The sequence below is a fragment of the Bacteroidota bacterium genome (assembly GCA_026391695.1).
In the GTDB taxonomy this organism is placed as follows: Bacteria; Bacteroidota; Bacteroidia; order Bacteroidales; family JAGONC01; genus JAPLDP01.
In genome coordinates this window covers 19295-44559 of the sequence record JAPLDP010000036.1, presented here as the reverse complement: position 1 = coordinate 44559, position 25265 = coordinate 19295, and the positions used below count along the sequence as shown (strand labels likewise).

17 protein-coding genes are annotated in these 25265 nt (G+C 41.7%); 10 read left to right on the top strand and 7 right to left on the bottom strand.

Annotated elements, in window-relative coordinates:
• Positions 1 to 173 precede the first annotated feature (173 nt).
• The 6 genes from NT175_04905 to NT175_04880 form a co-directional block, all read right to left on the bottom strand.
• Positions 174 to 857 carry a class I SAM-dependent methyltransferase gene (locus NT175_04905; GenBank protein ID MCX6234054.1) on the bottom strand — a complete coding sequence of 228 codons (684 nt, stop codon included), beginning with the start codon at positions 855 to 857 and terminating at the stop codon, positions 174 to 176.
• Positions 858 to 920: 63 nt separating this feature from the next.
• Complete coding sequence (locus NT175_04900; GenBank protein ID MCX6234053.1) at positions 921 to 1871, bottom strand: hypothetical protein; 951 nt, start codon at positions 1869 to 1871, stop codon at positions 921 to 923.
• On the bottom strand, positions 1871 to 3382 hold the full coding sequence (locus NT175_04895) for an MBOAT family protein (protein ID MCX6234052.1): 1512 nt from the start codon (positions 3380 to 3382) through the stop codon (positions 1871 to 1873). The genes NT175_04900 and NT175_04895 overlap by 1 nt, the downstream gene beginning before the upstream one ends.
• Before the next feature lie 36 nt (positions 3383 to 3418).
• Positions 3419 to 3553 (bottom strand): hypothetical protein, encoded by a 135-nt coding sequence (locus NT175_04890; protein MCX6234051.1) that lies wholly within the window; start codon positions 3551 to 3553, stop codon positions 3419 to 3421.
• Positions 3554 to 3566: 13 nt separating this feature from the next.
• Complete coding sequence (locus tag NT175_04885) at positions 3567 to 3806, bottom strand: acyl carrier protein (GenBank protein ID MCX6234050.1); 240 nt, start codon at positions 3804 to 3806, stop codon at positions 3567 to 3569.
• Between the two features lie 29 nt (positions 3807 to 3835).
• Positions 3836 to 4816, bottom strand: a complete 981-nt coding sequence (locus tag NT175_04880; protein ID MCX6234049.1) for a ketoacyl-ACP synthase III — start codon at positions 4814 to 4816, stop codon at positions 3836 to 3838.
• Between the two features lie 173 nt (positions 4817 to 4989).
• Here NT175_04880 and NT175_04875 point away from each other — a divergent pair, with 173 nt between their 5' ends.
• The 3 genes from NT175_04875 (at position 4990) to NT175_04865 (ending at position 9352) form a co-directional block, all read left to right on the top strand.
• A complete protein-coding gene (locus NT175_04875; protein ID MCX6234048.1) occupies positions 4990 to 5994 on the top strand; it encodes a glycosyltransferase family 2 protein in 1005 nt (334 codons plus the stop codon).
• Complete coding sequence (locus tag NT175_04870; protein ID MCX6234047.1) at positions 5995 to 7149, top strand: DegT/DnrJ/EryC1/StrS family aminotransferase; 1155 nt, start codon at positions 5995 to 5997, stop codon at positions 7147 to 7149. It abuts the gene before it with no gap.
• A 178-nt stretch (positions 7150 to 7327) separates the two neighbouring features.
• Complete coding sequence (locus tag NT175_04865) at positions 7328 to 9352, top strand: T9SS type A sorting domain-containing protein (protein ID MCX6234046.1); 2025 nt, start codon at positions 7328 to 7330, stop codon at positions 9350 to 9352.
• A 46-nt stretch (positions 9353 to 9398) separates the two neighbouring features.
• Here the strand turns inward: NT175_04865 and NT175_04860 are convergent, their stop codons facing one another.
• Entirely contained in the window at positions 9399 to 10490 is a 1092-nt protein-coding gene (locus tag NT175_04860) for a hypothetical protein (GenBank protein ID MCX6234045.1), read from the bottom strand.
• A 396-nt stretch (positions 10491 to 10886) separates the two neighbouring features.
• On the opposite strand from NT175_04860, the gene NT175_04855 reads away from it, so the two are divergent.
• The 7 genes from NT175_04855 to NT175_04825 all read left to right on the top strand — a co-directional run bounded on the left by NT175_04855 (position 10887) and on the right by NT175_04825 (position 25208).
• Positions 10887 to 12071 carry a glycosyltransferase gene (locus tag NT175_04855; protein ID MCX6234044.1) on the top strand — a complete coding sequence of 395 codons (1185 nt, stop codon included), beginning with the start codon at positions 10887 to 10889 and terminating at the stop codon, positions 12069 to 12071.
• 26 nt (positions 12072 to 12097) lie between these two features.
• On the top strand, positions 12098 to 13807 hold the full coding sequence (locus tag NT175_04850) for a hypothetical protein (protein MCX6234043.1): 1710 nt from the start codon (positions 12098 to 12100) through the stop codon (positions 13805 to 13807).
• Between the two features lie 86 nt (positions 13808 to 13893).
• The gene (locus tag NT175_04845; protein MCX6234042.1) at positions 13894 to 15129 is read left to right on the top strand and encodes a polysaccharide biosynthesis C-terminal domain-containing protein; all 1236 of its coding nucleotides are present in this window, start codon (positions 13894 to 13896) and stop codon (positions 15127 to 15129) included.
• 13 nt (positions 15130 to 15142) lie between these two features.
• Positions 15143 to 17383, top strand: a complete 2241-nt coding sequence (locus NT175_04840) for a tetratricopeptide repeat protein (protein MCX6234041.1) — start codon at positions 15143 to 15145, stop codon at positions 17381 to 17383.
• A gap of 268 nt (positions 17384 to 17651) precedes the next feature.
• Positions 17652 to 20564 (top strand): T9SS type A sorting domain-containing protein, encoded by a 2913-nt coding sequence (locus NT175_04835; protein MCX6234040.1) that lies wholly within the window; start codon positions 17652 to 17654, stop codon positions 20562 to 20564.
• A gap of 70 nt (positions 20565 to 20634) precedes the next feature.
• Positions 20635 to 22113: a T9SS type A sorting domain-containing protein gene (locus NT175_04830; GenBank protein MCX6234039.1), complete on the top strand. Its 1479-nt coding sequence runs from the start codon at positions 20635 to 20637 to the stop codon at positions 22111 to 22113.
• 191 nt (positions 22114 to 22304) lie between these two features.
• The gene (locus NT175_04825) at positions 22305 to 25208 is read left to right on the top strand and encodes a gliding motility-associated C-terminal domain-containing protein (protein MCX6234038.1); all 2904 of its coding nucleotides are present in this window, start codon (positions 22305 to 22307) and stop codon (positions 25206 to 25208) included.
• The last annotated feature ends 57 nt before the right edge of the window (positions 25209 to 25265 follow it).

The following is a 25265-nucleotide window of genomic DNA, read 5'->3' as shown; positions in this document are numbered from 1 at the left end:
GCCTTTATGTTAGCCTGTTTTTTATTATTGCTTGTTCTTCTGTTTCATGATCATTCATCTGCCAGAAGCCGGTTCATACCTATGCGGAATATTCTTGATCATATTTAAAAGGCACTACTACAAATGTAATGGAAATCATCAGGAAGTCCGAATCATTAACATAAGTTCTTTCCTTACTTTTTAACCGGAATTATCTCACAGAACAGGCTCGACTCATCCACTTCGACGATATTCACCTTGATATTTTTAATTGGCTTTGTCAGAGTTTTGAATTGTTCCGGTCCGACAGTGGTGGCAGTAAATCCGTCATGACATACGATTGTACCTTCCCTTGTTTTATTCGTATCTATTTCACCGAGGAGGCCGGCAGCCGACTGCCTGTGAAACCATTCCAAACGTTGTTGCCAGATCTTTTCGGAATAACTTGAAAAGAGTACCTTTCCCCCGTTTTTGGTCACACGAATGCTCTCCCTAATGAGTAATTCCTGGTCCACATGGAATGCCGATATCCCGTTCTGAATGCAAACAACCACATCGAACATATTATCGGGGAAGGCGAGGTGTATGGCATTCATTTGCAGCAGCATACAATTCGATAAATCTGAGAGCAGCTTACGACCCAGTAAAATACTTGAACGGGAGGTATCGATGCCAATCACCATCCTTGCTTTCGCGGCAAAAAATGGCAATAACCGGCCATAACCGCATCCCAGTTCCAGCACCAGATCATTGTTGTGTATGTTGTTTACCACATGGTCGGCTTCCGCTTTCATATATTGCTGAATGCGCGGTGGCGCCAGCTCATAACATTGCCACAGACTCATGGCTGAAAGCTTCGCACTGTAATAATCTTTCATATATAGTCTTGATTTGGATTGTCAGATTGTGAGCAGTATTGCAAATCAACTCGAAAAAGTCAATCACTGATTACATAGCTTCGATATAATTAACCCGTCAAGGATCCGGCTGATTTTTTCTGCTCCGGAAATACTCAAATGGTCATTATCGCTGAAATCTTCTTTTGTGAAACTTGCGTCCGTAGAAAAATCATAGTATTCAGTGCTATATTTTTGGCATAACTCTGCAATGTACTGGTGGTTTTGCCGTTCAATATCCGGATCCATAAATTTCGAATAGGTTTTATAAACAGGAAGACTGACCAGACAGACGGCAATCTTTCTCTTCTGCAGGAGACGGATCATATCCTCCAGGTAACCGCAATTTAAAATAAAATTCTGTTTGATGATCAATGAGTTATGAAATGTCGCCCGCTGAAATCCTGCAGAATCTGAAATGACACTGCTGTCAGCAGGGTGCGGTACTCTTTCCCAACCTGTCGGCTGTATATCACCAAATTCCTTTTTGGGATCGATCCTGCACAATACAAGGTCAGTGATAAATCCCCTGGTATAAAGAGCAGTATATGTCACCCCTTTTGGATCGCACAGATCCAGTGAAGGCCGCTTAATGCCGAAATAATGATAGTAAAAATAATCTCTCCATTTCTCCGGTGTATCCTTCAGATCATAATAGAGTGAAATGTACGAGATATCAATAATAACTCCTTTAAGCTGAGGGAGTTCATCGATATATTTTAAACAGAGTTGTGTGTCATGATACAACGATTGTGAGCTGTTGCTGAAATTGAAGCCGGTACAGGAGAAAAATGCGGGATTTATTCCCTTGGAGGCATGTGACGATCCAAGAACCAGTATTTTTATTGATTGACGCTGGCTCTCAAAACTTCTTTTTTTCTGCTCATAGCTATTTGGAAGCCTTCTTGCCTGATATTCAATCCAGGAGAATAGCATCATAAAAGGAAGCAGAAATAGAAAAAGTTTAATACATAATTCTTTAAACCGTGTTTGCATTAGAACTGCATATATATAAACTGTTTACTTTCAGTCGTGCTGAAAGCAATTATTGCTATGATGAGCAGGTAATAGATGGCCCACCGGATAAATAACGGCTTCTCAGCAATCCTCAGTAAAATGTCTCTTTTCTCTGATAAAATGTCTGTTATAATCAGCAACAGGGTTGACAAAAACATGATAATAATCAACCGCTCATTTATCCCGTTATGATATAATAAAACAAAGGATTTTTTTATTTCCTGTAATGACCATCCCTGAAACAGGTTTTGGATCATGATAACCGCATCATTCATCGTATTTGCCCTGAAGAAAATCCATGGGAGACAGAGCATAAAGAAAGTCGTTACGATCTGGATATTTTGAAAAAGAAGAGGACGTTTTGTAATACCAGTTTTAATGTTTACCTTCCTGCTGAGGTTTTTCGTAAGCATGTCAAAGCTGACATAAAAGCCGAATAATAGACCTACTATAAGGTAATTCCATCCTACTCCATGCCAAATGCCAATTATGATGAAAGTTGTAAGAGTTGCTGCTACATACATTATCTTTTCTGCACTGAGTCTGTGAAGAAATTTGACTTTTTTTAGCTTTCTTTTAAGATCATAGGTATGCTCAACGATAGGCAGAAAAACATAATCGCTGCACCATGATGAGAGGCTAATATGCCAGCGGGTCCAGAAGTCCCTGACCGATCGGGCAAGATATGGTCTGCGAAAGTTCTGCATGAGGTCAAATCCTAATACCTGTGCCGCTCCGAGAGCTATGTCGGTATAACCTGAAAAGTCGGCATAGAGTTGAAAAGCAAAACATACGGTGCCGATTATTAAAACCAGCCCATGGCTGTTTTGAGGGTTGGAATACACGGCATTCACAAATACTGCAAGACTGTCGGCCATGACCAGTTTCTTAAAAAATCCCCATGCCATCAGTTTCAGTCCTGCAGTAAACCCATCATAATCAAAATGATGCTTCTTGTGAAACTGAGGCAATACGTGTCCTGCTCTTTCAATAGGACCCTGTGCCACTTTCGGGAAAAACAGAAAATACGAAGCCAGAATACCTATGTGTCTTTCAGAATGTATCTCCTGTCGCTTAATATCGATCAAATATGAAATGGCCGTAAAAATTAAATAGGATAATCCAAGAGGCAGGATGATGTTCACGAATTGATCGGGATAATGAAGATGAAGGAACTCTGCAATTTTGGTAAAATCAATAGCTAAATAATTGAAGTACTTAAAGAAGCAAAGGATAAGGATATTGACGATGATTCCGGTGATATAGAGCTTTTTTCTGAAATGCCCGTCAGAAGTATATATTTTGATTCCGATGAAATAATTGACAAGTATAACACCAAAGAACAGAAGCAGGTATTTCCAGCTGAAGGCCAGATAAAAGACAGAACTGGTGAGTAAAAGCCAAATCCAGCGGAATCGGTGCGGGATAAAATAATAAATAAGAACAACTACCGGAAAGAAGATGAAGAAATGAAATGAAGTGAAAAACATAAGCTGATTATTCAGGAGCTTAACCGGTTCAATAATTTATTTGGCTGAATAGCCTCCATTCAGTAAAGAAGTTCCTTTCCTTAACCACTCAATAGCCACCCACCTTCCAATCCCGGATGATGCGCCGGTGATGACTATTCTTTTTCTTTCCAGTGAGAAAGGATCATTCATAGGTATTCAGTCCTTAATCAGTAAAATGTTCCAATCCAATGAGTTCTTTCAGGCTTCTGACAGTTGTGATTGCTGCCAGCTGGCGGGCCGTCAGCTTCTTTGAGAAATGTTCATCCACAAAGGCAATGATTGTCATTACCGACATTGAATCATATCCTTTAATGGAACGTAAATTTGTATTCTCAATGATAGTCTCACCGGAAAACTCCAGCGCTTCTGTCAATTTTTTAATAAACTCCTTTGTGGTCATCATGTAAAGCTAATGTTAAAAAATAATGTCCTTTATAACTCGATGACAGTAGCTCCCCAGGAATATCCGACACCAAACCCGGCTAAAAGGATTTTATTCCCGGGATGGACAATTCCCCTGTCGATTGATTCCTTTAAAGCAATAGGAATGGTAGCCACAGTGTTACCAGTCATGAGAATATCGTTGTAGTATTTTTCCTGTGGTATTTTAATCTTTTTCCTTAGGTACTCAAGCATATATTTATTGGCCTGATGAAAAATAAAATAATCGATCTGATCTAAAGTCAGGTCATTTTTTTTCAGAACATTCTCCACCAGCAATGGTATATTTTCAATGGTGAAATTAAAAATTTCCGGGCCATTCATGTAAAGATGATCCGGTGAAAAAAAGTTGCCATTTTCATCGATGGTTCCATTGGTCGATTCGCCAAAGGGGTGACGCATTGCGCCATTTGTGACAATCAGGTTGCTGAATCCTTTACCATCTGTTCCCAAAACAAATTCTTTTATGATATCCTTGTCAGAATTCCCGATGATTGTGGCTGCCGCTCCATCTCCAAAAATGCTCCGGTTAGCCCGGTCATCCGGATGTATATGTTTAGTATATGTTTCAGCATTAACGAGAAGTACATTTGAAGCAACCTGACTTTGCAGAAGGCCTTTTGCCAAAGCCAGCCCATAAATGAATCCGGAACTACCCAGATTGAAATCAAGAGCTCCTGCGCTTTTCTTTATACCAAGTTTACTTTGTAACAGGCAGGCACTGGTGGGAAGAAAATAATCAGGGCTTTGGGTACAAAGGAGAATAAAATCAATTTTTTCTTTGTCAAAATCATTCAGCACCTTTTTAGCTGCCTCAAAGGCAAGATCCAGGGCCGTTTCATCCGCTGAAGCGATATGCCTCTGCCTGATGCCCAATTTTTCTTCCACTCTTGAGGCTTCCAGATTCGGAAAGATGGTGACAAGTTCATCATTGGTGAAAACCTTCTCAGGCAGGTAATACTCGATTTTCATTCAGGTATATGATTTCGTGCAAACTTACATAAATAATCAGATTCCTGTACACAGCTCATAAAAATCGATATCCGCATAATGGACCGGTATTTTTTTTGACTCTGTTAGTTTTTCCGGATTTCCCTCCCTAAATTTACGGCTGAATTGGTTCGGCAATAAATGGATATTAATTGATGAGATATACGGTAACAGTCATTATGCCTGTTTATAACGAGGAAAAGTACATCGAACAGGTAATAACCGATATAATTAATCAGGACTATCCCAGTGATTTACTTGAGGTTTTATTTGTTGATGGAGGAAGTATAGATAATACCAAATGGATTATAAAAGAAAAATGTAAAGATCTATCCAATTTTAAACTGATACATAATCCTTATAGGCACGTTTCCTATGCAGTGAATATAGGAACAAAAGAAGCCAAAGGAGAAATAATCATCCTTATAGGGTCGCATGCATCCTACCCGTCAAATTACATCTCGGTTCTCGTGAGTAACCTGATCAGCCTTCAAGCTGATAATGTCGGTGTTAGTTGTATAACAGATACAATAAATAAAACTCCCAAAGCGAATGCAATAAAAAAATTATTATCCGCACCCTTAGGGGTTGGTGACAGTTTTTTCCGCATTGGGACTAAAGAACCTATGGAAGTTGACACAGTGGCATTTGGCTGTTATAAAAAAGAAACCCTGATAAAAATGGGTGGATTTAATGACCATCTGATAAGAAATCAGGACATTGAATTTAATAAAAGATTAAAAAGATCAGGAGGGAAAATATATTTGATACCTGAGATAAGCTTTACTTATTATGCAAGAGAAGACTTCAAAGGGCTTGCGATAAATAATTTTAATAATGGTCGCTGGAATATTGTGACCGTATATATAACAAAGCATGTGAGTTCATTAAGTTTACGGCATTTTGTACCCTTGCTGTTTATCCTTTCACTGGTCATCCCTGTTATTTTGGGTTTTCTGTTAAATACGTGGTTCCTGCTGTTTTCGGCCGTGTTTTTCTTACTCTACAACATTGTGGTAATTTCTGCTTGTTTAAAGATGCATGATAAGAGTACAAGATTCATTTATCTTTACTGGGGTTTTTACATCCTGCATTTTTCTTACGGCATAGGTTCATTTTGCGGTTTGTTCAGCGTGCATAGAACTTTACATCATTCATGAATGGCGATGCATAAAGAGGCATTATATAAACAGTCCATCGCGGAGGTGTTACAGTCAAGTTCTGATAATATCTTTCTTTACTGGAAAGGAAGGGTGGCACTCTATGCAATTCTGAAAGCAATGGAAGTTGCCGGAGAGGATGAAATAATTTTACCCGGCTTTACCTGTGTGGTGGTGGCCAATGCAATAAAATATCTGGGTGCAAAGCCTGTTTATGTTGACATTGACAGGAAGACTTTAAATCCCGGATTGGCACAGTATAAAAATGCTGTTACACCGAAAACAAAGGTCATCATCGTACAAAATACTTTTGGTCTGTCGTCGCAGGTTGATGAGATCGCAAAATGGGCCAAAGAGAATAGCATTTACGCTATTGAGGATTGTGCACATGGATTTGGTGGAACATATAACGATAAGCCTAATGGCATATATTGCGATGCAGCTTTTTACTCCACACAATGGAACAAGCCGTTTTCAACCGGAATCGGTGGCTTTACTGTAATTAATAATCCGGAGCTCCTGTCAAAAATGGTTTGCATCAATAATACATTAGTCGCACCGGGTTTTGTTGAAAAGTGTATTCTTCGTTCCCTGCTGTTCTTTAAAGATACACTGATAAATCCTTACACATACTGGCAGTTGTTGAAACTATACCGGTGGCTGAGTAGGAACAATTTGATAATAGGCTCATCGTCAGGAGGGGAGATTACCGGCATCGACATGCCGGTAAACTATTTCAAATCCATCAGTTCGATTCAGATTAAAAGAGGTATAAAAAACATTTCCCGGAATAAGGAAATGATTAGCCTTCGGAAATCCAATGCTTTGATTTATACTGACTTTCTAAGAAAGAATGGGAAATATTATGTCGATGAGAGCCTGCATCCGGATCATTGCTTTCTCAGGTATCCGTTCCTGGTCAAGGACAAGGATTTATTTTTATCGAAATCGGCAGAGGCCAACATCGAAATCGGCGACTGGTTTTGTTCGCCGCTTCATCCGGTTGAATCAGGCCTCGAAAAGTGGGAGGTAGATGAGGCACAAATTCCTGTTGCCTGCGATATATCGAAACACATCCTGAATTTACCTACATCAACGAAAAAACCTGATAAGATCATCGCATTTTTACAAGCCAACAGTGAGCTGATCGTGTAAACTTTCCTTGTGCAAAAGGTAAAACTTTCTGCAATCATCATATTTAGTAAAAATATTTTCTTTGGCGTTGTTTATATTCGTACCTTTCGGATATGAAAGTGAAAAGTCACTTATAGCATTCATTTAATATTTTTTTATAGACTGCTATCAGGGGATTTATTAAGCAAGTCATCCAGCCATGAAAAGATCATCTCTTGTATTTATTATTTTGATATTCATTCAGATAACGGCGTCACCGCAATCCTGCCTGCCGGAAGGCATCACATTTACAACCCAATCCGAAATTGATAATTTCCAGACCAATTATCCCGGCTGTACGGAAATTGAGGGGGATGTGAGTATATCGGGAGACGATATTACCAATTTAAGCGGATTAAGTGTTTTGACTTCTATTGGGGGAATTCTTTATATTGATTACAATAACATCCTGATAAATCTGACAGGACTGGATAATGTAACTTCCATCGGGGGAGACCTTTATATTGAATTTAATAACGGCCTGATTAGTCTGACGGGACTGGACAATGTGACTTCCATCGGGGGAAGTATTTTTATTTCTCAAAACTATAGTCTGACCAGTATGATTGGATTAGAAGGTTTGACGTCTATCGGAGGAGTTTTTTATATTGAAGGAAACAATAACCTGACCAGCCTGACGGGACTGAAGGGATTGACAACTATTGGGGGAGGCCTCTCTGTTTTATTCAATGACGCTCTCACCAGCCTGACAGGACTGGAGAATTTAACTTCTATGGGTGGCTGGCTTTCTATAGAACGCAACAACGCCCTGACAAGTCTGTCAGGACTTGACGGGTTGACTTCCATCACGGATGATTTTGAAATCGTTTGCAACGACGCACTTACTAACCTGACAGGACTGGAGAATTTGACTTCCGTCGGGGGATACCTCCATATTGACGGGAACAATATACTAACCAGCCTGACTGGACTGGAGGGTTTAATTTTCATCGGAGGATATCTTTATATTGTTTATAACGATGACCTGACCAGCCTGACCGGACTGGAGAGTTTGACTTCCCTTGGAGGAGACCTTTATATTGAATACAATGAATCCCTGAGATACTTGTCAGGACTTGGAGGGTTGACTTCCATCATGGGAGGTTTTGATATCATCGGCAACGATGCCCTTATCAGCCTGACTGGTTTAGAAGGTTTACATTCCATAGGGGGATACCTTCGTATTAAAGAGAACAATACACTGACCAGCCTGACAGGACTGGAGGTTTTGACTTCCATCGGAGGAAACCTTTATATCGGATACAACGATGTTCTGACTTGTCTTACGGGACTGGAAGCCTTGACTTCCCTCGGGGGAAACCTTTCTATTGAATATAACAAGGCACTGACCAGCTTGACGAATATAGAGCATTTGACTTCCATAAAAGGACACCTTTATATTAGAAGCAATGAAGCCCTGACAAGCCTGTCAGGACTTGGAGGGTTGACTTCCGTCATGGAAGATTTTGAAATCAACGACAACGACGCACTGTCTGACCTGTCAGGTATAGAAGGATTAAATTCCATCGGGGGATACCTTAATATTGAAGGGAACTATACATTGACCAACCTGATGGGGCTGGAAAATCTGAGTTCCATTGGGGGGCATCTTACTATTCGATACAACACTGCCCTTAATAGCCTGATGGGGATGGAAGGTTTGACCACCATCGGTGGAGATCTGAATATTCGCTTAAATATGGTTCTTACGAGCCTGGGGGGGCTGGACAACATTTTTGCCGGATCGATAGACAATCTATGTATCTGTTTTGACAGTTCTTTATCTACCTGTGAAGTTCAAAGTATATGTGATTACCTGGCTAATCCCAATGGAACCATTGCTATCACTGGTAATGCAACCGGTTGCAACAGCCGGGAGGAGGTTGAAGAAGCATGTGGCGTCGGATTAACAGATAATATGGACATAAGCTACTGTTCTGTTTATCCCAATCCCTTTACAGGACACACCACATTCAGTATCCAGTTACAAGAGCCTTTAAAAGTAAATCTCCAAGTAATAAATAACTTGGGACAAGTTATAGCAACCATTCTGGATGAATTGCTGTCTGTAGGCGACCATCAGGTCACCTGGAATGCAAAAGACCTTCCATCCGGCATCTATTTCTATCGCATATCGGCCATCGGCCATCAGCCATCGGCCATCGGTAAGATTGTGGTAATGTGATCAAATCATCCGTAAGTACAAACCAACACTTATTGTAATTTCAATCTCAGTGTTTATGCCTTTTCAGGATTTTTCGCGCAAGGGCAAAAATCCGGTTGGCTGCTGACACGTCATCTTGGAATACATTCCTTTCAACTGCCACGGCTTGTTGAATATCTGCCTGCGACAGGTTCATCCTTTGCATGATGACATCCAGAAACGGCGGATCAGGATTTTTTTGATCAGTGCTTAATATCTCCGCGGCTTTTTCGCGTGTCAGTTCGCCGAGGCGGATCATGTTGCTGAGCTGGCATATTCGACGTGAATAGCCGAATCGCTTTTCACGGATATGATTTGTAAAAGGCTCAGCAATGCAGTCAAAGTGCCGTGTATATTCCGAGGCACTGCTATCGTTCCATCCCATTTCCCTGACCAGGATCTCCGAAATCTCCCTGTCGCTGGGAATGTCAATGAAATAGAGTGGATTGATCTTCTTACCAAAGCGTCCCAGCTTTGTCAGGATAAAAGTTGAAATGAAGTTGAGGTTTGGATAGATCAGAAAACGATGCATATCTGATGCCGATATGCCGGGATTTTGTTTCATAATGGCCTTAATTCTGGTCTGATCATACAGGTCTTCTGTGGTGAAAGAATTATCCTCCACAGGTGAATGCCCGAGAAGGATAAGAGGTGTATGAAAGGCTTCCGATACTTTCAGCATGGTGCGTTCAATGGCTGTCCCGCAAATTCCGCATATTTCACCCGAATGAAGCAGCGCTGTGCGATAGAGTTTATAAATCAGGTTATTATCATATCTGAACCAGATATGATCGACACCGCAGGATTTTAAGGCACTTTCAATATTCCTCAGGGCGAGTTCACTCATGAATCCATTGTCAAGGGTATAGGCCAGCACCCTGAGTTTGTATTTTTTCACCGCCAGGTAAAGAACATAGGTGCTGTCCTTTCCGCCGCTGAGCGGCACCAGCGCATCGTACGGACGGCGTTTCCTGCCGGCTTTTTTAAATATCTTCAGTAGTTGTTCCTCCCCATACGGCTTGTAGAGACTATATCCCGAACAGTAATTGCAAATGCCGTCAGCATTAATGATCACTCCATCGATGTTTTCGTTCAGCAGGCAGAGTTTACAGGTGTTCATTGAATGGTTTTTTAGTTACCTCATCCCCCGTCCCCCTCTTCTCCAGGAGAGGGGGTGAAGGAGGTGAGGTGGTATAGTATTAAAGGGATAAAATTACGCAGTTTTCATGAACGACCAACTTATGTCCGTGCATTCAGTTTCAGATTCATTCATATACCTGTTCCGGCAAATGACAACTTTCTTTAAATTTGCCAAATATTTATTATTTCATTTTCAAATTCTCAAATTGACTAATTGATCATGGTGACCCCGCAATCTCCGCACCACATCCTCTTTCTTCCCCGCTGGTACCCTCATAGGTATGATCCTTTATGGGGATTATTTGTGCGGAATCATGCTTTGGTAGCGGCGCAGTTTAGCAAGGTTTCGGTGTTATATGTTCAGGCTTCAGAGAGCATGGATAAAAAATTTGAGATTGAAGAGATTGAGGATCAGGGTATTTTTACAGTGAGGGTGTATTATTTAGTCGGCAGTCGGCAGTTGGCAGTCGACGATTGGCAGTCGGCAGTCAACGGTCGGCAGTCGGCAGCGGAACGAAGTGACGTCCCGACGCATGTCGGGATCGGCAGTCGGCTAACGGTCAATGGCAATGTCAACTGCCAACTGTCAACTGCCAACTGTAATACCTATAGCAAGTTCATTAATACATGCCGGTTCATAAAGGCAAATCTGATCGGCTACCGGCATATCCTGAAACAGCGCGGGAAACCGGATGTCATTCATGTTCATGTGCTCACCCGGTTAGGTATATTTGCCCTGTATCTCAAAATTTGTAAATCAACACCTTACATCATTACCGAGCACTGGTCGCGATACTTGCCATCAGTCAATACATACAAGGGATGTTTCAGAAAACTGATGACGAAAATTGTGGTCAGGTACGCTTCCGCTGTGACCACACCCACTGTGGACCTTGAAAATGCTATGCTCCGATACCATTTGTACAATAAAAATTTCAGGATATTGCCCAATGTGGTGGATACGGATAAGTTCCTGCCTTTTAAGGTGAATAGCGGAATGCAACCTGGGGCCTTGCATAAAAAGAGAATGGTTCATGTGTCTTGTTTTGAGGATAGGTCGAAGAATATTTCCGGCATTTTAAATGTATTAAAACGGTTGTCAGTGCTACGGGATGACTGGGAATGCTACCTGGTCGGGGAAGGGATAGATCGGGAATGGATGATCAAAAGATCAGAGGATTTGGGATTGACCGAGTGGGTGCATTTTACGGGACTACTGGAAGGGAAGGATCTCGTAGAAGCTATCAGCACATCGGATTTTATGGTTCTGTTCAGTAACTATGAGAACCTGCCAGTCGTGATCAACGAGGCATTTGCCTGTGGCGTACCGGTTGTAGCCACTGCAGTGGGAGGGATTCCCGAGGTTGTTAATACTACCAGAGGTTTGCTGGTCAGGGCCGGTGATGAGGATGACCTCCTCAGAAAAATAGAATGGATGCTTGTGCATCATAACGAATTTGACAAGGAAAAGATCAGGGAATACACAGTACTTAATTATGGTACAAAAGCAGTAAGCAAGCTACTCAATGAGCTCTATGATGCTGCGATATATAGCAGGTGATTTTTTTAACCGCCAGTGGTGTTAAAATGAATAATATTTCATCTTCAGGCAAAAAATATTTGAAGTTTGGCATCATGTGCCGGGATTATACATTCCAGGCCTGGCAAGCACAGGCTATCAGGGATCTGATATCTGGAGGGCATCAGCCAATGTTGCTTATCATGGATGATCATAGCCCTGATAAATCCGCTCTTTTCGATAGGCTACAAACTTACCCCTATTCTCATTTGTTATACCGCCAATATATGCATCATTGCTTCCGGCCTGAAGCAAAAAAAATGGTGTCCTTGGCTGACGAATTACGCAACATTCCCGTCATTCGCTGCCAAACCATTAATGAAAATTTTTCGCAGTATTTCTTTCCATCCGATATTAGTGTCATACGTGAATATGAACTGGATTTCATCCTGAGATTTGGTTTTAATATCATACGGGGAGATATACTTGATGCGGCCGAATATGGTGTTTGGTCTTTTCATCATGACGATGAGCAGAAATATCGTGGCGGTCCTCCGGGATTCTGGGAAATCTGTTTCGACGACCCTGTTAATGGAGCTGTTCTTCAGCGTCTTACCAACAGGCTGGATGCCGGGATCATCTTGAAGAAAGGTTTTTTTAAGACCCTTTTTCATTCCTATGCTGCTCATATAGACCGTCTGTTTTTCGAAACAGCACCATGGCCATTGCAGGTTGCCAATGACATCATTTACTGCGGCTATGACAGCCTGTTCCGTGAAGAGAGCTCTTCTGCAGCCAGAATATATCGCACTCCCCATAACTGGACGATGCTTAAATTCTTTTATAAACGATTCCGCAACAAGATAACATTTTATTGTGATGATCTTTTTAAAGCGGAGGAATGGAATATCAGCATCGTTAGAATGGATCGGCAGCAGCTTTTTGAGCAGGACGGTCTGGTGAATGGCGGCTTTCTTCCGATTCCTGTGCGACATACGTACCTTGCGGATCCTTTTGTTTTTGAAAGAAATGGTCAGTTGGAAATCATGTGCGAAGAGTATGACTATAAGTTGTCCAAAGGAATCATTACACGTTTCAGCTTTGATCCTGTCACCCGGGTTGTTTCATCCAGGAGACCGGCGATAAAAGAGCCATGGCACCTGTCTTACCCATATATTCTGGAAAGCGGAGGCCAAGTCTATTGCATACCCGAGTCGGCCGGCAGCAGGCAGGTTAATGTTTACAGGTTAGACTCTGAAACTGATCTTTTCGTGCATTTCAAGACAATCCTTGAAGGCATAGATGCTGTGGATCCGACACTATTTCAATACCAGGAATTATGGTGGCTCTTTTTTACAAGAAAACACCTGTCGGATACGCATTTATTTGCTTATTATGCAAATGATCTCTTCGGAGAATACAAGCCACATAACAATAATCCGCTGAAAACCGACGTTTGTTCAGCGCGTCCGGCCGGCGCACCATTTATCATAGCCGGCGAATTGCACAGGCCTGCTCAGGATTGTTCTGTGACATACGGCGAACGCGTGGCCGTCAATAAAATCATTAAACTTGATCCCTGGCACTTTGAAGAGGAAACTGTGAAATACATTGAATTTGTAAAGGATAAGGAAAAAAGAATGAAATATCATAAAGGATTACACACCATTTCTCTTTCAGGAGAATATATCATTTTTGACGGCAAAAGATTTATATTTGATAGGTATCACTTATGGAATAAAATCACATTGAAACTAAGAAGAATCTTTAACCTGTAGTTTGAAGCTTGAAGCTTTAACTTGTAACCTGCAACCTGTAACCTGATTATATGTTCCGCAATATTTTAGGCACCGCTGCATCGCGTATGTTCAACGCGGTCCTATCGCTGGTCATCTTGGTGATTAACACGAATAATCTTGGCCAGGTCGGACTCGGAACTATCACATTGGTGGTTCTGGGGATTACCGTGCTGCTCATGATCAGCAATTTCATAGGTGGTGGCGCCCTCGTTTATCTCGTTCCCAGACATGACCTCTACAAGCTCTTTGTCCCCTCTTATATCTGGGCTCTTATCACCTCGGTGTTCGGCGCCATCATCCTGCAAATCTTTAACCTTATCCCTGCAGAATACACATGGTACATTTTGGTCATGTCATTGTTTCAGTCATTCGCAATGATTAACCTGACTATCCTTATCGGAAAGGAGAAGATAAGCTTATATAATACCCTTACAGTGATCCAGCAGGTGGTGACAACTCTGGTTTTAATATTGCTCATCTATGTCTGGCATCGTGTTGAGGTGATAGCTTATGTTTATGCCCTATTTTCAGGATATGTCCTTGTCTTTCTGCTGAGTCTTGCAGCAATCAGGAAGTATGTCACAGTTACAAGCCTTTCGGGAGTGAGGTACGTTATCGGTGAGCTTTTTAAATATGGGAAGTTCCTTCAGATTGCCAATATCATTCAATTTTTTAATTACAGGTTAAGTTACTATATCATTGAGGCGTTCAGCGGGCGGGCAGCATTGGGACTATACGGTGCAGGTGTGCAGATTTCCGAAGGCGTATGGCTTATCGGCAAAAGTGTGGCCACAGTGCAATATGCCCGCATATCAAATGTGAATGATATGATCTATGCCAGGAATGTCACCCTACGGTTACTCAAGTTCACATTCCTGCTTACAGCAATTGTGCTGGCCGGTTTGCTGGCCTTACCCGAAAGACTGTATGGAGCCATTTTCGGACAGGATTTTGAGAATATTAGGTTGATTATGCTAACCCTCGCATTGGGAATATTGGCTACGGCAGTGTCAATGCTGGTGAGCCATTTTTTTTCCGGCACGGGAAAACCACAGCACAATATGATTGGCTCAGCCATAGGGCTTGTATTTACACTGGTACTGGGACTGGTCTTTATCCCAAGGTATGGATTGATAGCAGCCGGCCTTACAGCTTCCGTATCTTACATTATGAACATGGCCTATCTTCTGATTGTTTTTATCAGGAGGAGTGGTGCAGAAATAAAAGATTTTTTGATCAGCCGGGAAGACTATCTTTTCGTGAGATCGGAAGTGAAAAAAATTATGGAAAGAAATTCGTAGAAATATACATGTCATGGATGTAGAGGAAGTAGAAAAAAAATATCAGCTTATTATCAGCCTCATCAATCAGCAGAAAGTCAAGGATGCCCTCGGCAACCTTTTGCAGCTGATTGTTATGTCACAAAGTGGAGATCTCAGGATGCGCTATGATGAGATCGATGTCACATACAGGAATATCCTTAAATATACTATTGAAGGGACACCTGATCCTGAGCGCCCAAAGATTTATGACCACATGCTGATATCCATCCTTGAGCTGACCGATGTCGTGAAGCATACGATCTTTACCCAGAGATCGGGTAAAGAGATTTACCGCATGAAACATGAATTTGAGAAACGTCTCGAATCGGTCAAGGAGCAGGCGGCTGAATCACTCTCCGGTCTTTCTTTCGAACGTGAGCTTGCAGATGTCCTTCGCAGCACCTATGTCGCAAAGGAAGAAAATATTTCTGACTGGTCACAGCGCGATAAAGTCCTTTCTAATATTTTTAATCTGATCTGGCTAACGGATAAGTTTCTGGAGTCGGATATTAATCTTTTGCAAACTATTCGTAAATCGGAGAATATTCCCTGGTATGAAAAATGCATCATTGTCAGTGCATTGACAATGAGTCTTATAAGGTGTTTTGATAAGCATAAAATCATCATTTTAATTGACTATTATGCAGACCATGAGGAGCAGGTGTGGCAACGTGCGCTGGTTGGATTAGTCTTATCCCTGTACCTGTATGATTCACGAATACATCTTTATAGTGATCTGAGGTCAAGGATAGATGAACTGCAATATAAAGAGAGAGTCCGAAAGGATGTAGAGATGGTCGCTATACAACTGTTGCGGTCGAAGGAGACAGAAAAAATTACAAAAAAACTGCAGGAGGAGATCATTCCTGAGGTAATGAAAATGGCTCCAAAGCTGGAGGATAAGCTTGACTTGAATAGCTTGTTGTCAAAAGATTTCCAGGAAGATAAAAATCCTGAATGGGAAGACTTTTTCAAAGACACCCCTGATCTGTACGAAAAAATGGAGGAGTTCACCCATATGCAGATGGAAGGTTCCGATGTGTTCTGGGGCGCTTTCGCCATGCTCAAGCATTTTGACTTCTTTCGCGTCATACATAACTGGTTCCTGCCATTTCATAAAGAAAACCAGGTCATCCTCGATATCTTTAATAGTGAAAAGGAAAATATTGATCCTTTCATGTTTATGGATGGCATATCCAAAATGCCGTACCTGTGCAATTCTGATAAATACTCCTTCTGTCTGAACATGCGTTATCTGCCTCCCAATCAAAAGACTCTGCTAATGGATTTTTTCAATGCCGAGTTAAAGCAAATGACCGATGTAACTGAGGAGGAAACTTTACTGAATCAACTATCTGTTGATAAATTCATTTTCACACAGTATATCCAGGATTTGTACCGGTTTTTTAAACTCCATCCCCTCAGGTCTGAATTTACAGACATCTTTGGGATGCCGCTCGATATCCATTCAACGTGGTTCTTCACCCGGCTTATTGATGATCCTGTCATCCTGCGAAATATCGCTGAATTTTATTTTGAAAAGGATCACTTTGAACATGCTGTCGGGATATATAAATCGTTGAATCTCAAGGGCGATAACAGTTATGAGATCTATGAAAAAATAGGGTATTGTTACCAGCGACTTGAGCAATATGAATTGGCATTGGAATATTTTCACCGGGCTGAGTTATTCGATACGCCCAGGGCATGGTTATTGAAAAAAATCGGTTTGTGTTACAGGCATCTGAAGAAGTATGAAGATGCCATAAAATATTATGAGCAGGTTCTTGAAATGGAACCCGATAATCTGAATGTTCAAACCATCATCGGGCAGTGCCACCTTGATATTAAAAATTACGAGCAAGCGCTGGCCTGCTTTTACAAAGTGGAGTATCTTACATCATCCAGTGTGAAAGCCAGGCGGCCTATAGCCTGGATTAATTTTATCACCGGAAAGCTGGATATGGCCAGAAAATATTATCTCGAGATCATCAGCCAGGAGCCTAACAAATATGATTACATGAACCTGGGGCATGTGGAATGGTCTCTGGGGAATAAAAAAAGTGCAGTCGAGAATTATATCACCAGTATCAGGCAGAAAGGTAATTCATTGGACCTGTTTCTGATGGGCTTTATGGATGACAGGGAATATCTTATCAATCATGGCATTGAACCGAACGAGATTTCTCTTTTACTGGATTATCTTAAATATCTCGTGGAATCTGCAACCTGATCATCTTAAAACAGCATTAGTGTTATTCATCAAAATATTACCTTCATTAGGATTTGCCTTTATCTGATTTCATCCAACCGTTAACTGATTTTTAGGGATCAACGCCCTTAAAACCGCTTAATTTTGTTTGAATTATATTTAAACATATATTTGTTGAAATTTTTTAAAAGCAACTTTTTTGGACGTAAATAAAAAAGCCGTAACTTGTGAGCCTTTTCATGTAAATCTGCCAAATTTCTAAGATGCTTATTTATAAATACAAACATGTATGAAAAGAAAAAAACTACTCTTTAACATTCTGTCTATTGTCGGTGGTGTAGCGTTTGTGATACTTTTAACCTCTGCAGTGGGCAGGCATCACGACGGTATTACCGGTGCAGCTGCCAAAAAGAATGGTAATGACGGAATCAGATCATCGGAGAGCTATTATAGCCTATTGAGGATTAACCAAGTTACGGGACTGGTAAACCCTTCCGATGTACTGAGGGCCAGGCAGGAAGTTGTGAAATCAATAGCCGCTTCAGAAAGAGGACTGGGATTGACATGGGAAGAGGCAGGACCTGACAATTTTGCCGGCAGAACCCGTGCATTGCTTCTCGATCATCGTGATGCTACCAATAAAACACTTTATGCTGCCGGTGTGGCCGGAGGTATATGGAAGTCGACGACAGGTGGATTAACATGGCATCAGTTACAGACTACAGATTTCGATGTAGCCGTATCATGCATGGCACAAGCTCCAAACGGGGATATATATGTTGGTACCGGCGAGATCTTCCTGGCTGGCGGAACCTATAAATTATCACAGTTGCCTGGTTTCATCGGACATGGTATCCTCAAATCTACAGATGGAGTTAGTTTTACCGTTATATCATCTACTATCCCTGATGTTTCCGTGGGAAATACTGCCGATTGGGCTTATGTTAATGAGCTGGCCGTTGATCCAACAAACAGCAGAATATATGCTGCTACCAACACAGGTTTGAAATATTCCAATGATGGCGGGCAGAGCTGGACACTTGCCAAAGCTGCCACAGGTGAAAATCTCGATACCCTTGCTACTGATGTCAGCGTCGCTGCAAATGGCTTGGTCGTTGCGTCTGTGCAGAATTGGTGCTATATTTCTGCCAGTGGCGACCCGAATGGTTTTGTCTCCCACTCTACACGGTATAGCCCTGCGCCCGATACAGTTGTGAATCCTGACAAATTGCCAATGGAAGAAATTTGCCGCGTTGAATTCGCCATCGCCCCTTCCAATAACGATGTCATTTATGCTGTGATTGCCAGGATTGATGTTAGTAGCACAACGAATACGAATGAATTCGGACAGCTTGAGGGTATATATAAATCGGAGGACAAAGGGCTGACATGGGAATTGATCGGCCCCGGCGGAAGCAACCAGTTTAATGTCCTGGGTTCGTTCTTTGTCGCTGATGGTACCAATAATTATTTTTACCTTGGCAATTACAATAATACAATTATTGTCTATCCAACCGATCCTGACAGGATTTTCGTCGGTGGTTATGATATGTGGGAAGGTGTTCAGGTGAATCCAACAGGGTATTACCAATGGAACCAGAAATCAAATAGCGATCTTCAAGGCTGGTATACTTATATTCACAGCAGCCACCACAGATACCTTTTCGATCCTTCCAATCCCAATATTTGTTATGTTGCCTGTGATGGCGGCATCTATGTCACTAACGATGGCTTCGATTCATTTGTGGCATTGAATAGAAACTATAATGTCAACCAGTTCTACTCAGTATCTTTTGATAACGCGGGGCATTGCTTAGGTGGCACCCAGGGTAATGGCATTCTGATGCTGGGATCGGGTAACACACCTAAAAATGCAGAACAGTTACTCACAGGCAATGGGGGTTATAATGAAATATCCATGATTTTCCCCAATTGTTTTATTTTAGGAAGAGAAAAGGTTGACATCAGAAGATCAGATGACAGAGGGTATAATTTCTCACCTGTTTTTTTAATCAATGACATCGCAAATCCAAATGCTTTTATCACTCCTTATATTCTTTGGGAAAGTTTCAATAACGAGAACACACGCGATTCGGTTGATTTCGTTGCTATACGGGATTATTTAGCCGGTGACACACTTATTGCCCGGAGTTATAATGCCCAATACCCATTCATTTATACGACTGATGTGGCAATCTGGAAAAATCAAACCGTTCGCATACCGGACCCTGTTTCTGCCAGGTTATTTATTGCTGTTGAAGATGTGGTGTGGATGACCAAGGAAGTGCTTGATTTTACAAAAGAACCGGAATGGTGGGAGATATCTAATTTTGACGGAATTCCGCAGTGCATTGCTACTTCAGGCGACGTCAATTACGTTTATGTTGGAACGCAGAACGGGAAGCTTTACCGTATTGCCAACGTAGCATTGGCCTATAATTATGATCGTGCGGATGTAAACAGCCCCTCATGCATCGTTTCAACAACCCTTATCAGGGACTTTGGAAACCGTGTGGTTACATCGGTTACTGTTGATCCTAATGATGATAATAATATAGTTGTCACACTCGGGAATTATGGCAATACTGATTATGTTTACATGTCGACCAATGCCCTCGATTCCATTCCCGGTTTTTCCTCCATGCAGGGTAATCTGCCTGAGATGCCCGTTTATACTTCCATCTTTGAGATGAATGGTCCTGACCGTATTATCATTGGCACCGAATATGGAATATGGACATGTACAAATCCAGGCAGTGCACAGTGGACTATCGAAAATGATGGCATGGATGTCGTTCCGGTCTTTATGCTGAAGCAGCAAAGACTAAGCGCATGGCCAATCACTAATTATGGGGCCATTTATGCAGCAACTTTTGGCAGAGGCATATTTACATCCTCTTCTTTTGTCGGAATAGATGATCATTCTGCCGGCAAAGGGGATCCCGTATCTGTGGTTTCTGTCTTTCCCAATCCGGTTTCTTCTTCAGCCTTGGTAAAATTCAACCTTGACCACGCCGGCCCTGTAAAACTTGATATTTATGACCTGAATAGCCGCATAGTTAAATCGTTGGATATGAGGGTGATGAATTCCGGTGTGCAGGAAATTCGGATGTCTTCCGAAGACCTCCAACCGGGAACCTATGTCATCACCATTACATGCCCCAACCAGAAAGCTACGGGTAAGTTTGTAGTGGTGAGATAAACAGGTCGTCAGGATACATTAATGATAAGTAATTAAAATATTTGGTTAAACATTATTTAAATAAACAGGCATGAAAAGGATCTCTACCGTTATTTTATTGCTGGTATCATTCAATCTATTTGCTGGAGTGACCATTTATACTCCGGCGTTGAAAACACCGGCTAATGCTGCCACAAAGCAGGCCCCTGATGTGTTACTCGACTGGGAGGCGGTCACAGGTGCTATAGGTTTGCATTACGAGGTGCAGGTGGCTCTTGACGCATCATTTACAAATCCTGTGAACTATTCTACAGATCTGACCAGCGTCAACACATCCGGATTATTATTTAACACACAGTATTTCTGGAAAGTCAGAGCCATTGACAACACGGGAACATCGGCATGGAGTGAGGTCAGGTCATTCACGGTGCTCGAAACCGTTGACCTTTCTAAACCCTCCAATAATGCTACTAAACAGGATGCGAATGTTCAGTTGATTTGGAAACCAGTTACCGGTCTGACATTCTATAAAATTCAGATGGATATCACTCTTGATTTTAACAGTGCTTCCTTGACCGAGTTTGTTGTGCCATGGGCCAGCGGTGTTGACAGGGTGACCACTAGCGACCTTTCTTTCGGGACAAAATATTACTGGCGGATACAAGCCGGGCATAGCAAAGATACCACCGTATGGTCAGTAGCCTGGAATTTTACTGTCATCTCTGTATTTGCACTGAAAGAACCCGATAACAATGCTGTTGACGTTATGCCGGATGAAAAGATGAGATGGATTGCCGTTGATGGTGCTCTTGGTTATATCTATCAGCTGGCAACAAATTCAAGCTTTTCTGATGCAGTAACATATAATACGACTACGGCAACGAATTATGCCGACACCCTCAATTTTGGCGTTAAATATTATTGGAGGGTTAAGGCCTATCATGCTAAAGACACCACAGAGTGGATGGAGACCTGGAAATTCACCGTCATCAATCAGGTTGTACTGAACTCTCCCGGTGACTCTGCTATAGGCATTCCCATTTATCCTACTTTCATATGGAAGGCAGTGACAGGTATCAAGTCCTATGAAATCATGATCAACCATTCGCCCGATTTTATCGAACCCATTACACATATATTACCCGCAACCAGTACAACGGCCAATCAAACATTCACGCTGCCATCACCTGCACTTGACAGCGCTACAGTTTATTACTGGCGTGTGAGAGCCTGTCACCAGAGAGATACATCGGAATGGAGCGAGGTATGGTCATTTATCGTCATGGGGGTTGGTATTGATCCGCTGGAGCTGAATGATCACCTGGTCAGCATGTATCCAAATCCCTGCTCCGGGCGGGTTTATCTGCGATTGGCTAAGGGAGGATCAGGTAATATTAGAATTGCGGTGATGAATCTTGTAGGACAAAACATGATTGATGAAACCATACAGTACACACAGGGTATGCTGGTTAAAACACTCGACGTCAGTCAACTGCCCGATGGCATTTACATGGTCAGAATGGAAAGTGGAAATGCTGTGATAACCAGGAAGCTGATCGTTCAAAAATAATCGGTTAAAATGTTAATAAATAGGGCTGTCGCAATAATGTGGCAGCCTTTTTTTGTACATTTTACAGGATAATCAATATACAGCATGATGTTGTGAACATAAATTTGTTTAATTTAAAAGAAAGAATGGAGTTGATTTTAATGGAGCATGAACGTAACTTTGTAGGTTAAAGCAGATTTTTATCTCTTTGAATGAAAAAACTTAGCATATTAGTTTTTTTTCTGTACACTTCCCTGATTTCTTTGGCTCAAATACATGTTGGGAACGATACGACTATTTGTTTTGGTGAATCTGTTACATTAACGGCGACTATCGATACTTCTTCAAATTATCAACGAATTTATTTCAATTCTTTTGATACTGTTTATAAAGTTCCTATTTCAATTGGATTTACATTTAAATTCTTTGGTTTCAATTATGACTCGGTCGTGATTGGCGCAAATGGTTGGGTAGGTTTTAATACTGAAGATGCAGATACATTTGATCCCTATTATATTCAACCAATCCCAAGCACTCAGCCGAATGTACCTAAAAACTGTATTATGGGTCCATGGCAGGATTGGATCCCAGCTGCTTCACAGGGCGCGTATGTTGGTTATGAAACTGTTGGAACATCACCAGATAGAAAATTTGTTGTAGATTTTTTTAATGTTCCACTTTCCGGGACATCCTATGATAGTTTAGGTATATTTCAATTTGTATTAAATGAATCGGATTATTCAATTGAAAACCATATAACTTCTAAACCTTATTCGAATATTGGAATTGCTACACAGGGTATTCATAACAAATTTGGCACTATGGCCTATGCAATACCAGGCAGAAATGGAACACAATGGACAGCAATAAGAAACAGTTGGAAGTACACTCCAATTTTTCCAGCCTATACTGATTACAATGTTGAGCAGATCGAATGGGATCCAATTATCATCGGTAAATTAAGTGGGATAAGTTGGTGGTATGCCTATCCAAATTACCATATTGCTGATACTTCTACAATCATCGTCTGGCCAGGATCTACAACCAATTACATCGCAGTTACAATACTAAATGGAACCGTTCCTTTTATGGATACAGTGACAGTAAATGTTCAATTTCTTCCTATTGCAAATGCCGGAAATGATGTCATAATACCTCAAGGCTCTTCAACAACTTTGGATGGAACAGGATCTTCAGGAACAGGAACTTTGTTTTATCATTGGGAACCTTCGGGGATGGTAAATTTTCCTGATCAACCTATAACACCAACTGTTCCTTTAGTAAAAACCCAGCTTTATAAGCTAGCTGTAAGAGATGATTTAGGTTGCCTGAGTGATACTGATGAAGTTGTGGTTGCTGTCCAAAATTCACTTCTCTTTGCAAATCTTACCGTTGATAAACCAACAGTATGCTCCGGAGATAGTGTAAAGCTCCAGGTTGTTGCGTATGGAGGTGATATTACTGTGCCATACACTTATGATTGGTGGTCTGATCCTTTTAGCCCTTTTATATTGCACGATTCTGTTGTCGATGCACATCCTATAGTAACTACAAGATTTTTTGTTAGAGTCACCAATTTAAGTGAAATATTTGTTGATAGTATAACTGTGAATGTTCCTGGTGTTGATCCGCATATTTCGGGTGACTCGCAGGTTTGCCAGTTCCAGACCGGAGAAGTCTATATCGCCGATTCGTCTGGTAATTTCTTTAACTGGTCCATCATAGGTCTTACCCCGCCATCTTTTATACAAAATAATAATGCGATCACAGTGAACTGGGGTGACACCGGAACATATAACATCACGGTCATCGAAACTACCAACGACCAGTATGCCTGCACGGCTGCCGATACCTTCGCTGTCACCGTATTCTCGAATCCACTTCCTGTTATTTCAGGCACTGCTGCAGTGTGTGAGGGCGACTCTGCACTTTATTTTACCACTCCTTACACTCCCGGTAGTACCTACGAATGGAATATACCGAATAATTTTGGAGTCATAACCGATACCAACTCTAACCAGGTCACCGTGCAGTGGATAAAAGACGGGAATGCGCATCTATTTGTCATTGAATCGACACCGATAGGCTGCACGACCATGCAATCGTTCAATGTCCTGATCAATCCGCTGCCTGATCCCTTGATAACAGGGGAGTTGGCTGTCTGTGAAACCGATACAGCAGTATATATTACACCCTATTATCCCGGAAATGTTTATGAATGGCAACTGACGCCTAAGGGTGTTGGTGAAATAATTTCCCAACCCGATTCGAACCGGATAGTTATACACTGGATCAATCCCGGCTCAGCGCAGCTTCTGGTCGATGAAGAAGTGACCACTACAGGTTGTGGCAGTGACGCAAATGTGATGAATATTACGGTTCACCCGAATCCTGATATCCTGGCTCTTTCACCTGTATTGGAAATATGTGATGGTGACTCGGTGATCGTCACCATGAAGGGAGCAGATGAATACTTCTGGCATCCTGAAACCGGATTACAGGAGATCAATGATTCGACATGGATAGTTAAACCAAATGATACCATCAGCTATACAATTACCGGTGTTTACCGTTTAACCGGATGTTACGATTCCATCAAATATACACTCATGGTGAAACCTTACCCTGTTTTTGAACTGGGTGACGACCGTTTTCTGTATCCAGGTACACCGATAGTGCTTCACGCCGGATGGGGATTTGACAGTTACCTGTGGAATACCGGCGATACGGATTCTGTCCTGACAATAACCGAACCTGGCGACTACTGGGTGGATGTGACCATGTATGGCTGCAGCACTTCCGACTCGGTGTTTATTCGCATACCGTTAGCTTTTATTCCTATTCCCAACGCTTTTACTCCGGATGATGATGGCATAAATGACATTTTTAATGTGGTCGGCACCCTTGATGAAGTCGTGAAATTCAACATGCAGGTATTCAGCCGGTGGGGAACACTTATTTTTCAAACAACCGATGTCACCCGTGGTTGGGATGGTATGTTTAACGGGCAGCCTTGCCCTGCCGATGTTTATATATGGGTCATCACCTTTGAGGAAAAGCATAATCCCGACCATATTCCTGTCACCAGAAAGGGAATGGTGACACTTCTCAGATAATTACCAGCAGGTATATTTCTCATATAATTTTTTTTTTAACTTCGTACTCCCTTTGGT

What these genes read in the sequence shown, in the direction of transcription:
- NT175_04905 (MCX6234054.1), bottom strand. Translation starts at nt 857, where the DNA reads ATGAAAGATTATTACAGTGCGAAGCTTTCAGCCATGAGTCTGTGGCAA.
- NT175_04900 (MCX6234053.1), bottom strand. Translation starts at nt 1,871, where the DNA reads ATGCAAACACGGTTTAAAGAATTATGTATTAAACTTTTTCTATTTCTG.
- NT175_04895 (MCX6234052.1), bottom strand. Translation starts at nt 3,382, where the DNA reads ATGTTTTTCACTTCATTTCATTTCTTCATCTTCTTTCCGGTAGTTGTT.
- NT175_04890 (MCX6234051.1), bottom strand. Translation starts at nt 3,553, where the DNA reads ATGAATGATCCTTTCTCACTGGAAAGAAAAAGAATAGTCATCACCGGC.
- NT175_04885 (MCX6234050.1), bottom strand. Translation starts at nt 3,806, where the DNA reads ATGATGACCACAAAGGAGTTTATTAAAAAATTGACAGAAGCGCTGGAG.
- NT175_04880 (MCX6234049.1), bottom strand. Translation starts at nt 4,816, where the DNA reads ATGAAAATCGAGTATTACCTGCCTGAGAAGGTTTTCACCAATGATGAA.
- NT175_04875 (MCX6234048.1), top strand. Translation starts at nt 4,990, where the DNA reads ATGAGATATACGGTAACAGTCATTATGCCTGTTTATAACGAGGAAAAG.
- NT175_04870 (MCX6234047.1), top strand. Translation starts at nt 5,995, where the DNA reads ATGGCGATGCATAAAGAGGCATTATATAAACAGTCCATCGCGGAGGTG.
- NT175_04865 (MCX6234046.1), top strand. Translation starts at nt 7,328, where the DNA reads ATGAAAAGATCATCTCTTGTATTTATTATTTTGATATTCATTCAGATA.
- NT175_04860 (MCX6234045.1), bottom strand. Translation starts at nt 10,490, where the DNA reads ATGAACACCTGTAAACTCTGCCTGCTGAACGAAAACATCGATGGAGTG.
- NT175_04855 (MCX6234044.1), top strand. Translation starts at nt 10,887, where the DNA reads ATGGATAAAAAATTTGAGATTGAAGAGATTGAGGATCAGGGTATTTTT.
- NT175_04850 (MCX6234043.1), top strand. Translation starts at nt 12,098, where the DNA reads ATGAATAATATTTCATCTTCAGGCAAAAAATATTTGAAGTTTGGCATC.
- NT175_04845 (MCX6234042.1), top strand. Translation starts at nt 13,894, where the DNA reads ATGTTCAACGCGGTCCTATCGCTGGTCATCTTGGTGATTAACACGAAT.
- NT175_04840 (MCX6234041.1), top strand. Translation starts at nt 15,143, where the DNA reads ATGGATGTAGAGGAAGTAGAAAAAAAATATCAGCTTATTATCAGCCTC.
- NT175_04835 (MCX6234040.1), top strand. Translation starts at nt 17,652, where the DNA reads ATGAAAAGAAAAAAACTACTCTTTAACATTCTGTCTATTGTCGGTGGT.
- NT175_04830 (MCX6234039.1), top strand. Translation starts at nt 20,635, where the DNA reads ATGAAAAGGATCTCTACCGTTATTTTATTGCTGGTATCATTCAATCTA.
- NT175_04825 (MCX6234038.1), top strand. Translation starts at nt 22,305, where the DNA reads ATGAAAAAACTTAGCATATTAGTTTTTTTTCTGTACACTTCCCTGATT.